This window comes from Prosthecobacter dejongeii (genome assembly GCF_014203045.1).
Taxonomy (GTDB): domain Bacteria; phylum Verrucomicrobiota; class Verrucomicrobiia; order Verrucomicrobiales; family Verrucomicrobiaceae; genus Prosthecobacter; species Prosthecobacter dejongeii.
In genome coordinates this window covers 1,214,215-1,226,679 of the sequence record NZ_JACHIF010000001.1, presented here as the reverse complement: position 1 = coordinate 1,226,679, position 12,465 = coordinate 1,214,215, and the positions used below count along the sequence as shown (strand labels likewise).

Below are 12,465 nucleotides of genomic sequence, written 5' to 3'. Positions count from 1 at the left end.
TGCGACGACTTTCCGAGCTGCGCGCACTTAAGTGCCTTGGGGATCTTCGATTCCTATCTCACGTCCGAACCCGCGAAAGTGGTAAGGCGGGGGCAAAACAGGTTGCCGTGAGCGTTCACGATGGACTCAGTTTGGTGATTCAAACAGTCCAAGATGAGATTGAAAATAATAAGCCCGACTGGGCTACCGTTACCGAAATTACAATTCTGAAGATAACTTCAAGCAAGTCCGCGCCACGACTCACTAAAACATGAGCTTCTCTTTTCAACCGGATTACGCCACCTCCCCTGGTGACACCTTGGCCGACACGCTGGCAGGGCTTGGAATGTCTCAGACAGATTTGGCACGCCGAATGGGCCGTCCAATCAAGACAATCAACGAGATCATACAGGGTAAAGCAGCAATCACTGCTGATACGGCGCTCGAACTCGAACGAGTTTTGGAAGTACCCGCATCGTTTTGGTGCAGTCTAGAAGCAAACTATCGAGAAAGATTGGCGCGAGCTCGTTCGATTGAAAAGCTGGCAGTGGATGAAGCATGGTTGCGCGAACTGCCTATCAAAGCAATGCAAGAGCGAGGCTGGCTTGTGCGGACGAAGGAGAAACCAGCCTTAATGGAGGCTCTCCTTCGATTCTTCGGTGTAGCAGGGAAAGACGAATGGAAAGCTATCTGGGAAGAACCTTTGGTGGCCTATCGCAAATCGTCAGCCTTTACTGCTAGTTCGGCCGCATTGGCTACATGGATTAGGAGAGGGGAGATCGAAGGGCGAAAGCAGGATTGCGCACCATATGATGCAGCAAAGTGGAAACAGGCTCTTCAGGATCTACGATTAGTCAGTCTGAAACGACCTAGTGAATGGATTCCGGCAATTCAATCTGCATGCAATGAATGCGGAGTGGCTTACGTGTTCATTGCCGAACTTTCTGGATGTCATGTAAGCGGTGCGACACGCTGGATTCGAGACGATTGCGCACTCATCCTCCAATCAGGTCGTCATAAAGATGATGGTCACTTCTGGTTTACTTTCTTTCATGAAGCAAGGCATGTGCTCCAGGGACGTCAAAAGAAGATATGGACTATCGACACAGGAGACTCGGAGCGAAGTACCGATCCTTTGGAAGTAGATGCTGATGGATTCGCTGCCGAACATTTAGTTCCTACACGTCGAGTCACGCAAGTGAGACGAGAGAATGGCGGAAAAATGCCAGTTGAAGCGGTAATCAAACTCGCTGCCGAACTCCGAATTGCCCCGGGTATTATTGCCGGTCACTTACACCACGAAAAAATTTGGTTGCCTATGGTTGGACATCAATTGAAGAAGCGATTCACGGTTAATCCAATTTTGAATACGATCGAGTGATGATCTTGCTCAATCTCCTGATAGACGTCAAAAGTATCATTTCATTTGAAATACCTTAGAAGGGGTTCCAATGAGTGTCAGAGAACCCTTCAATACTTCGTCCGCCAGGAAGGCTTGAAGGGCTGAGATAATACCTCTAACGCCTTGAAAATAAAGGCGTTAGCGTTGGTAAAACGAATCCAAATCCCACCCATCCCCCCGAGAACTCCCCCCTTTCAGGGGAAGATGCGTCATGTTGGGGCGCGGTGAAGCAGATGCAAGTTGGAGCACTTCGTGTGGAATGAAGCGCTCTGCCACGACGAGCCATAGCACGAATTATTGATTTAGAAGCCTTTGAGGTCAATCCGGTGACCCAAAGTTTGCCGTTATATATTGGTTTTGGATACTCCACGTTTAAAAGCATGAGCAAGCCAGATGGATCGAGAAGGTTGGAAAACGCCTCTGCCTATACACAACGATTGGCGTTGTTATGCGGCGGTCAGCAATGAAGGCACTTGATTCACCGCATTCTCCCTTAGGCGTCTCTGAAGATCGTCTTGCTCCCGGCAGTGGTAGTGGTGTCGTGGATGTGTCTTTCTCGCCTCTCAGAATGTCATTTGTGCCGGCGTGAACGAGACGGTATCAGCGGAGGCTACAAGAGTGCCAGAATCAGGTTTACAGCGACTTTCCGATGACGTTATGATGGTAATCTTCACTACTGCACATCGAAAGGCAGATTGAAATAGGCTTCAATCCCAGCTCGTGTTGTTCAATGAACAACGAATTCCTCGTAGCTCAATAGGCAAAGGAGGTGCTTGGCGCGGGAACATGCGACATAAAGATGCTTTGCCGAGAATTGGCTTTCATTAGGCGTTGGTTCGACTTTGGGAATGTCGTGAACAATAACAGCATCGGCTTCCATGCCCTTGAATCTGCGCAGAGTCGTATGCAGGACGGCCTTGCCTGCTCTCCATTCTTCGAGGTCGTCTGTGACACGCCAGCGACCGATTGAAGCGCTATGCCGCAGCGAGCTTCTTGAGAGTGGCTGGGCGCTTAGGATGGCGATCTGCTTGCACGAGAGGCCGCTACTTCCAGACAGCCATTCATCAAGACATGCCGCCACCTGTGCTTTCTGCGCTTGCTCGTTTGAAGCGATCCTGATGGTCGGCGGTCTGCCTTCGGGCTGTCCAGGTTTCACGGTTATCGCATGCCCTATAGCTTTTGCGCAGAAATCGGAGATTTGCTTGGTGTTTCGGCAGTTGGTTGGCAGATGATACGGCGTCCCGAGTTGGGGAAGGCGCTGGGGTGTTTGGTGCTGGAGCTGCTGTGCTGGGTCGTAAAATACATAAAGCGGGCCGTCGGAAAGGTCTCGATTGAGCCACTCCACACTGTCCCACCACGATTCATGGAAATCCTGACCTTCATCGACAACAACGGCATCGAACCTGTCGCTGTCCAAGCGCTCAATGGCATTCTCAAACAGCCTTGCTGCTGAAGTGCTCCAGAAAGCTTCGTCCTGACCGCCGGCCGGAAAAGCGACTTTTGCCCTCCCACACCATTCGAGAGCCATGCGATGATAGTTGATGGCGGTTATGCGGTCCTTCTGCTCGGCGACTTGCTCGGCCAACCAATCTGCAAGCATTCGATTGTAGCAGAGAAGTAGCACACGCTTCCCCTTGTCAGCAAACTGCCGGGCCTTTGCGAGTGCTAGCTGCGTCTTGCCGGAACCCGCAACTCCTTGGACGGCTGCCCGGCGGTGCTGATTGAGGAAATTGAGCAGCAACAACTGATCCTCCGTGAAACGAAACAGGATGCGCTCCTGCTGCTCGATCTCCCTCCACAATGCGGGTGTGAGCTTGAACTCGCAGGTCAGCGTCTTCATCAAGCCATCGAGCACGGAGGTGAGCAGTGGCGTGTGGTCTTTTCGGCGATCAAAAGCGCGGTAGAGAGCTTCTATTCGTGTGCCGAGTTTGCTCAGGTCACTGGCGGCGAAGAGATTGGCATTCACGGCTCCAGGTGGCGCAGTGCCGGTCCATTCACAGTCAGGAAACACAGCGCAGTAGCCCCGCACGAATGGCAGTTCGTTTTTGAAGTAGCGCTCTTTGGCGGTGGCTTCGAGGGCGTGCATGTTCTTGGCTGCCTGCACGAAGGGGTCTTTCATTTCATGGCGCGCTCCATGTCGCTCCCAGCGCATCGTTCGCTGGTCGTAATAGACGTGTCCGCCCTTCACCTCCACGACCATGATGCCGAAGCGTGGATGCAGGATGACAAAGTCTGCCTCACCTTCGTGGAGATTCACTTTGCCACTGCGCTCGTTCCTTTCGGGCCGTAGCCAGGGGTAGCTGTGAAAGACGACGACTTCAGGCGGTAGTTGCGCACAAAGGGCCTCGGCTACACTGCGCTCGGAGTCATGCTCGATTGTGGAGGTGTCGTGATGAGGGACGAGGCGTGCCATGTGGGTCAGGCGTTTGGGTGGATGATGGCAAGTGGGATGAGCGAGTCGTATTCTGCCTGCCTCAAATGCAACACAGGAGAATCACCTTCCGTCTTGCCGAGGCGCACTCTCCAGGTTCCATCATTAAGCACACTGGCAAGCCAGCGTCCGGCGGCGATTCCACCGTTTAGCCCTTCATTTCGAAGAATGACTCGTGCTCCAGGCGATGGCTTGGCAGTGCAGACTTCACACTGCGCCATGTCGGTGACACCAGCGATGTCATTGAGTCGATAGGTGAGTTCAAACTGATGTGGTGGGTCTTCTGTGAGGAGGCGATCCAGTGTCCACGCATCTTCTGGAATGGGATCATCCACCACCGCGACTGGTTCTACATCGCCAGCAGCATTTCGGGCTTGGAGGAGAAAGGCTAGCGCTTCCACGGGTACCATGTCATCCGTGGCATCGGAGGTGAGGACGCGGCGCATGGCTTCGCGTTGGCGCACGCTGTCTGGAAAAGTCGGTTCCACGGTGAGCAGGGCGATGGTTTGGTCGATCCATTCGCGGGCACGCTCGGGGTAGCTCGGGTGGGAGAGTTGTGCCAAATGACCAGCGCCGCCCGCCAGTGTGTCGTAGAGCACGACGGAGGCGTAGCCTCCTGCCTGCGGATCGAGAGATGGCTCGATGGCTCGGATTTCTCGGGCGTCCTGCTCCAGAACAATCGCTGCGGCGAGACGCAAGGCTTGCCCGAGGGTGCGGATCAGCTCTTCACTCAATGGTTGACCACAGCGGGAGAAATCCAGCTTCAACAGATGCGTCGTCTGCCGTGCGGCGAGATGCTGACGACGCCACACGGGCGCTTCGTCATCTTCCCAGCAGCGCCTTTCCTCCCAGCGGGCTGTGGATTGCAGTGCGTGGTGTCTTTCAAAGTGACTTGGCAGATTCACCCGGCCTTGGCCTGTGGAGTGCAGTTCACTGTCCGCATAACCGCACTTCTGACAGATGGCGAAACCTTTGCCAAACTCACCTCCATTCAGCAGCAACAACTCTCCACCGTGGCAGTAGGTGACGGTGCAGCCCGGAATGCCGCCAAAGCCCGGCTGCGGTGTATCACAGCGCGCTGCATCCTCAAAGGCGATTGTATACACCTCGACGGAACCGACTTTCTCAAAGTCGCTGCCATGACGCGGCTGCTCAGAAGTGGAGGTGCAGAAGCCGGTTTTTGGGAAGATCATCTCGCCAGAACTGGGAGGCGATTGTGGATTCACGTTGGTCGGCTGGCGCGGTGCCTCATTGCTGCAACTGTAGTGAAAGTAGCCGTTCTGAGTGCGAATGAAGCGCCCACGGAGTCCCCAGGATTCATTAGCCAACATCGCGCCCGTCCAATGCTTCAGCAGGCCGCGAGATGTGACGATCTTTCCACCTGCGAGCAGTTGCGAGCCTGGCACATACTCCCGCATCGCCATCATGCTGTCTCGTTGCAGGCGGAACTGGTCTTCTTCGCGGAGCTGATAGCGGCCCGTGTGTGGATCACGCTCCGAGACTTGGACATGAAGTTTGCACTGGCCGATGGGGAAGCCGTAGCGTGGCAGCACGCGGGCGTCTGCCAGTGATTCGATCACCGTCATCTGGTGAAGCGTCCTTAGCTGGTAGTAGATCGCATTCGCCTGGGCACGATTCGCCGCAGCAGAGCTGTAAACGGGGGGGATGGCTGGCACCTCATCCCATGCAGCCAGCAGCGAGCGGACATCTTCGCGCCATTTTTCATAGGCGGCGGCAAATTCACTGCGGAACTCCTGGATGACCACAGGCCATGAAGTCATGGTGTCTTGAATCAAAGCCTCTAGCTCAGGGCAGCCGCGCCACAGATGTGCCAGAGCCTGCTGCATTTGGACGGGCGCAGAAGTGGCGATTTGGTCGAGGTAGCTCAAAAAAGCATCAGCAAGGTTGGTGGCATCCCTTGGCGGCAAAACAGGCTTATCATCGCTGTTCCACTTATCCGGCAACGGTTCGCCTGTGAAACGCCCCATCTTGCCATACGCATCCATGGCTCCAGTATGTTCTCCATGCAGGTATTGGCTGCGGAAGAACTCACCCAGCAGCCAGGAGTGGGCATGACGGCGGACGATGGCCGCGCGATCTAGAAAGACCGTGGGCCGGCGCAGATCACGATTCAGATACCGCCGGAAGTCGAGAAACACCTCCCGCTCATAGGGTGATGGACGTGCAAAGCCCAGCACAGCACTGGAGCCATCTGCGCGGCGTCCTGCGCGGCCTGCACGCTGGAGATAGTTTGCCTTTCCAGGCGGCAGATTCCCCAGCAAGACGGCGCTGAGGCCGCCGATGTCGATCCCCAGCTCCAGCGTGGTCGTGCTGCTGAGGATGTTGCGCATCCCATCACGGAAGAGGTCTTGGAGCCTCGCGTTTTCCTGCGGGGAGAGCTGGGCGCTGTGCTCCTCTGCCCACAGGCCAAGACGGAAGCCCTCCCACTCCCGTAACTCACGCCTGCGCCGGCCGAGGCGCGCATCTTGATCCAAATCATCCGCGCTGATCCCACTAAGCGAGGTGCGGGCAGCTCCAGGGTAAAGCCCTGCGATGCTGCGAGGCCATACCTGACCGGTCATCTGGCAGCGGTAGAGCCGCGAAGGCACCCTCAAGCCCAGCAGCGGGAACCGCATGCGCATGGATGGCACCACATGATCGCCTCCATTGGTCTCAGAACTCGGTTTGACCTCCAGCCAGTTGAATGAGCCATTACGTGCATGATCTAGCAGTTGATCAAAGACGTGCTCCATGACTTCACCCGCACGTTGAACCGCTACTTCCCGTGACATCCCACAGGCTACGAGGTAATCCCTTGTGAAGGCATTTCTGCGCGAAGTCTGCTGACCCTCGAAATGCACGCCGATGAACGAAAGCATCTCTCTTTTGAAGCTATCCCGAGCAGAGAAGTATTTCCCAAGCAGCGCACTTCCATATTTGTAATCATCATCGTCCCTGTCTCGGCCAAGGGTGACGCACCCCTGATTACGCAGCGCATCCAGAACAGAGGCCAGATAGCCTGCCCAGGTCTGGCGCAGTGCCTCCGCCACCCCCATCGACACCATGCCGCAAATCTGTGGCGGTGGCGTAAGTGCCTCGATGCCTGGATAGACCACCTCAACCAGCCCCAGCGTCTCCAGACCCGGCTGCGGCCAAGTGGGGCGTCGCGCCAACTCTCTGCCCAACAGGCTTACCAGCGAGGCTTGCACCTGCTCAGCGTTCCGCTGCCATCGCTGCTGGCGATTGTCATCCTTAGATTCGTGCCCCTCTGCTGAGTCCAAGTCCATGATCTCAGCGATAAGCGGCGACTCACCCAACCGATCCGCCCATTGCCGCACGCTGCCACCAGATTCAGCCTCTCGAAGCTTTTCCTGCGCCTTAGCGCGGTCCGCCAATAGGTCTTGCCGTATTACTGCGCTTTTAGCCATGGCAAGGTCTGCTTCGATACTCGCGATCTTTTGCTGATAATAAGAAACATCTCCATCGCTAGCGGCTTGGGTGAGATTACCCAGCACATGAATCACGGCTGCACGAAAAAGCTGCAGCTCATGCTGGCGGGTGAGCCTCGGCCCGAGGCGAGCGGCCTCCGCTCGGCTATCTGAGAAGACCAGCAAGCGCCGCCCACGAGCAGGTTTCCATGCCTTGTTCGCATGAGGGAACTCAGGCATCGCGGCGAGAGCAGTTTCAGCGATCAGACTCAGCTGGAGTCTCGCACGGGCGGCGAACCAGCCTATGCTGTTTTTGTCGAGAGGAACACCGCTCACCGGGCAAAGGGGAAGACCTCTCACTGGGCAGTTGGGCAGCTCCCACAGTGGCACTCCAGCCCCATTCCCGGAATAGCGGCCTGTCTGCGGATTAAAATGACGGGGTTGAACGCCCTCGATTTCGGTCAGTGAAAAAAGTTTCACACGCAGAGCTTGCTGCTGATTGGGGTTCTCCGGGTCGAAGAGTTCTTCCCCATCTTCATTCCGCCCGTGCAGCACGATGGAGGAGGGCACCGGAAGCATCATGCCATTCACCTGACGTGCTGCCACCCCCCACCAGCCAGAAATCTGGCAGCGAATCAGTGTCAGCGGATGATCTTCAAAGGCTCCGCAGGCTGCTGGATCAGCCCCCGCACTGAAGACCTGACCAATGCCGTTCAGCGGATGATACGCAGCCGCATTCACATCACGGCGAAATGACAGCATCATACCTTCCGGGCCGCGCATGAGGTAATGCAGCCGATTCGGCACTAGCGGCCACTCTCCAGGCTCGCTGCGAGCACAGGCGCTCATTTGCAGCAGGATTCGAGTGGCTTGTTGGCTCGCCGCACTGTTCTGGCCGAACATTTGAGCCGCCAACTCCGGCAAAAGAAGACGTGGCATCGTTTCGTCCGCCCACAGTAGGGTTTGCAGCCTCGCTACCGCAGGCGAGAAGCGCAGAACATCCGCCAGCATTGGTGCCGCGAGCCTATCGGCGCGGTTCATGGCTTTACTAACTCGCGGTTCTGGTGCCAGCAGAGAAAGCACATCCCTCCACCGCAGCCATTCCTCATCATCGGTCGCAATAAACTCGCTATCGCCATTAGGCGTAACTCGCACGGTGCCGCTTTCCGGCGGCGGATTTGCAGCAAGCTGCTCAGCGAGGCTCAGCGGCAGAGGAACTCCAATATCAGCCACCTCCAACGCAGACCGGACACGGCGGCCTTCGATCAATCGCACCAAGGATTCATCTTTGCTGAACAAGTGCGCTGCAAATGGCCTCAGCGCTGCCGCACCACCGCCGATGGTAGCACTGGTTGCGATGTGTAGCACCTCCTCCGGGGTGCGCCCGCAGCGCATCTGCACTCGCCGCAGCAGCAGCGTGATCTCCGCCGCCAGATTACCCGTGTAAATGTGCGCCTCGTCCAGCACTAGAACCCGCAAATTTCGCCCGAAGAACACGGCATCCTGTGGCCGACACAGCATGTATTCCAGCATCGAGTAGTTTGTGACGAGGATTTGCGGCTGCGGCCCGGAGCCGTCTTCGATCTTCTTTCCTTCTCTATCTTCAAAGCCACGCGCTTGCTGCCGGGTGCGGAAGCGTGCTCGCGTAGCTTCAGGTGTGCCTCTTTCATCCGCACGGCGCTTGTTCTCCGGCGTCTCGCTGGTGAAGTGGAAAAAGCTCACGCGATCCTGACCCTCCAGCCATTTATCCAGTCGTCCTACTTGGTCATTCACCAGCGCATTCATCGGGTAGAGTATTATGGCGCTCACCCCCTGGCAGTAAGTCGGAGCTTGAGTCCAAAGCCGCTCCAGCATCGGCAAAAGAAAACTCTCCGTCTTGCCCGCACCCGTGCCAGCCGTTACCACGAGGGCTGGCTGCCCATCTGGCACATCCCGGCTCTCTAGTGCAGCCTCCAGACTCCGCAACTGATGGGTATAAGGTGCCCGGTTCAACGGAAACTCACTCACGCGGTCCAGTTGTCTCGCAAGAGTCTTCGCTAGCAGACCTCCATCTGCCACTTGTCCCAGCGTCTCATCTGCTTGCTCAGATGGGAACGCCCCTTCCACCCAAAGATCGCTTCCCAGTCCACCACGCTCCGGCGGGCCGGACCAGACGGTCTCCAAAACGCCTCGAAGCACCGAATCAGAGACGAAATGATCGTCCAGCGCAAAAGCATTGACACGGGAGATGAGACGGTCACGGAGGTCGAGAGTATTGAGCTGGCTCATAAATGAAATCGTTGCCTGATCTGCTCCAGCCACACGCCAAAAGCAAACTTTCGGAACTCTTCAGAACCGGACAAACGGCAGTAGGACAGGGGTAGAGTTTTGTTCTCGTATTCCAGTGATTGCAGACTGGGAATGCTCCTGCGCAGCCACTCGCTGTCTCGGTTCCCATGCCGCAGAGCAAGCTCTATCGCTGTCTCTTCACGACAGGGAAACCATGCTCGCATCTTTGCAAAAACATCTTTACCCGCTGCTTTCAGGTTGGAGACGAACGGACTCTGGAGAGCGGCAGAGAGTGTCTTGGCAGCCAGAAGTGGTGAAATATCGGCTAGCGCCAAAAGGCAAAAGCCAAGCCGGTCGTCTGGTTTCTGGTTTGACGAAGACGCAGCCAAATCATCGACAAAACACTGAACCTGCTCAGGACGAATGCTTGGCTGCAAATCCGTCATCAAGGCGTGAACCACCCGTTTCCATTCATCATCAAGCTTTGGCACTGGAGTCTGCCCCATGCCCGGTGCGGTGAGAAAACCTTCCGAAGCCAGCCAAACAGGCAAAACCTTCATCCAATGCTTGTGCAGCCAAGCGACCACATTTGATCTATGATTTTCATTTCCCACACTTTGTAGGAGAGGAGCCTTCCATACTCTCAAAAGCGCCGCCATCTCCACCGGTTCGGCGGGCGGAGAGAGAAGCAAGGCATCAGACCACCTCGTCGAGCTGAACCAGTTCCCTAGCCGAGTGCCTTCATAGAGCAACGCCACCCCGAGAAGTGATCCACCCGGAGGAAATGGAAACTCCCAGCCAGAAGCCGAAACTGTTAGCTGCTCACGATTCACCCGCACGATGCCACCCCGTTTGTCTGGTAGAGCGATCCAGACTAGCAACACATGCCGTTCAGTCAGATCAAACTCGCTAAGTTGAGTAACCGTCACTTTATTCGTTTCGCCATCCACACGAACCTGCCTGATCACGCCGCCATCAATCACACGCGATCCCACATCCATCGTGTGCTCAACTCCATTGTAGGGATCTTCACTGATCCACGCAGGTGCCCCATAGCCTCCGAGCCTCGGCAAAATCATCGCCCGAGAGCGCACACTGCCACGAACAACATCCCCTTCCATGAACGAACAACGCCGCTCTTCCATCGAAAGAACATTGCCGAGATCATCACGCCTTTCAGGCAGCAGGAAGCTCCACATCGAGCGGCTGGCATCGCTAATGAGCAGAGTTTTGTCGCCTCGCTGAATGACTGGCTTACCTTCTGTGCTCCACCGCACGCAGCCCTGCATCGGCGGCGGCAACTTGACTGGGATGGTAGCTGTTCGGCACGTCGAATGTCGCACATTCACCCGCAAAGTCAGAGTCCGAGCGATGTCCCCTTCCACAAGTGAAAGTTCCGTCGGCGGTGATAGATAATTCATCATTTTTCCATCAGCGCGAGTCCAACGCAGTCCTGCAAAACTCCAACTCCTGTCCACGACATCAATCCTGAGCGGAACCTTCCAAGGCCAGGCATGACTCGTTGATCCTGCAAAGTCCAATATCTGCATCCAGCGTGCTCTCACTGTATCTAAATTTAGCTGCTCGGGCTGCTTCCCAAATCCCGCACTCGTCCACAGCGCTACGTCATCCATCGTCGCCTCGATCAGTCCCGCCCAACCCTTTTCATAGCGGTGCAGCCGATAGCCGGCTCCGATGACTGTACTCGACGAAGGCGCTGGCGTCAGCTTCAAGTCACGAGCGGCGATGAGGTCAAACGCCTGCCCCGTCCGCAACTGGGATTCGGTGACCATCCATCCATCACTCGGTCTGAACAAAGAAACCTCAGCATCAGCATCCCAAAGTACGATGGACGCTTGTCGAACCAAGCTTTCATCCACGGAAACAAGACGCAAATCCAAACGTGAACGCAATGCCGCGCCCTCACCTAGAATGAGCGCCCCCTGCGTGTCGGGAGCAAAGCCTCCCGCATCCTGTTTCAGCAACCTCGCCTGCACTTTACCCTGCACTCGCACTTCCAAGTCACTATTTGTCTCAATCTCGTTCAAGTGGCACAACTCCACACTGAACGAAGGCAAACCCGAACCATCCCATTTCAACGTCGGCGATGTGTAAAACTGGCTAATACTCTCCTCCTCGTCATTCGCCAACGGGATAAGATCCGCCGCCAGCGCTGCTTTCAGCAAATCCTCCGTCCACTCCGGCAGCACCCAGCAGCATGACTTCAGGTGCTCCTTCATCCCTGCCTTCGATACATTCCCCAACCGATACTGCCGCAGCCGATGCCACATCCGCTGAAACTCCAGTGCCCCAGGATCACGCTCCTCCAGCAAAGTCTGCACGGCAACGGGCGGCCATTGCCCACTAAGCCAGTCCTTGAGTCTCGACTTCGCATCCTCGTGAGTGAACCCAATCTGAAGGTGAATGAGGCGATACCACTTGTGGGCGTCCTCAACATCGAATGCATGACGAAGCTCAAGCCATAACGCTGTTCTTTCCAGCAATTGCCTGTGGCCAAACTGCAAGTTACCACCCGGATTGTACAATCGCCCCCAAGTCTGAGGCTGCCAGCAGACGATTTTACGGTTTGACAGAACCGCCCAAAGTTGCCCCTCATGACCATATCTGCGAGTTACCTCTGCATGGAGGCCCAACAACAGAGTCCCCGTCCGCAACGGTTGCTGATGGACCAAGGTATCAAAGGTATAAACATCGAGCGATTCAGCCCACTGTTTGAGTTCGACGAAAAAGCATGAGGTACATGCTTCTGCCAGCGACCACGGTCGATGAATAGGACGACGCTCGAGTATCTGGTCGTAAAGCATTTCGTGGGGCATCTGAATAAAGGGCGCTTTGCCTCTTAATACGGATGCTTCTTTAATATTTCCATACAGTGGTGACATTTTTTGGAATACTGCTCTGTTTCGGTCGATTGCTTATCATAATTGAGAATTTCT

Annotated in this window: 4 protein-coding genes; 1 reads left to right on the top strand and 3 read right to left on the bottom strand. The window is 55.8% G+C overall.

Features of this window, described 5'->3' with window-relative positions; translation table 11 throughout:
• Nucleotides 1-250 precede the first annotated feature (250 nt).
• Nucleotides 251-1,360 (top strand): HigA family addiction module antitoxin, encoded by a 1,110-nt coding sequence (locus HNQ64_RS04830; RefSeq protein WP_184205915.1) that lies wholly within the window; start codon nt 251-253, stop codon nt 1,358-1,360.
• 748 nt (nt 1,361-2,108) lie between these two features.
• Here HNQ64_RS04830 and HNQ64_RS04825 read toward each other — a convergent pair.
• Genes HNQ64_RS04825 through HNQ64_RS04815 form a run of 3 tightly spaced genes read right to left on the bottom strand, consistent with a single transcriptional unit; the run spans nt 2,109 to nt 12,345 of the window.
• On the bottom strand, nt 2,109-3,794 hold the full coding sequence (locus HNQ64_RS04825) for a nuclease-related domain-containing DEAD/DEAH box helicase (protein ID WP_184205913.1): 1,686 nt from the start codon (nt 3,792-3,794) through the stop codon (nt 2,109-2,111).
• Nucleotides 3,795-3,799: 5 nt separating this feature from the next.
• Entirely contained in the window at nt 3,800-9,508 is a 5,709-nt protein-coding gene (locus HNQ64_RS04820; protein WP_184205911.1) for a DEAD/DEAH box helicase, read from the bottom strand.
• Nucleotides 9,505-12,345 carry a hypothetical protein gene (locus tag HNQ64_RS04815; RefSeq protein ID WP_184205909.1) on the bottom strand — a complete coding sequence of 947 codons (2,841 nt, stop codon included), beginning with the start codon at nt 12,343-12,345 and terminating at the stop codon, nt 9,505-9,507. The genes HNQ64_RS04820 and HNQ64_RS04815 overlap by 4 nt, the downstream gene beginning before the upstream one ends.
• Nucleotides 12,346-12,465: the final 120 nt, after the last annotated feature.

Bases quoted from the DNA above. Each gene is read 5' to 3' on its own strand.
- HNQ64_RS04815 (WP_184205909.1), bottom strand. From the start codon at position 12,345: ATGCCCCACGAAATGCTTTACGACCAGATACTCGAGCGTCGTCCTATT.
- HNQ64_RS04830 (WP_184205915.1), top strand. From the start codon at position 251: ATGAGCTTCTCTTTTCAACCGGATTACGCCACCTCCCCTGGTGACACC.
- HNQ64_RS04820 (WP_184205911.1), bottom strand. From the start codon at position 9,508: ATGAGCCAGCTCAATACTCTCGACCTCCGTGACCGTCTCATCTCCCGT.
- HNQ64_RS04825 (WP_184205913.1), bottom strand. From the start codon at position 3,794: ATGGCACGCCTCGTCCCTCATCACGACACCTCCACAATCGAGCATGAC.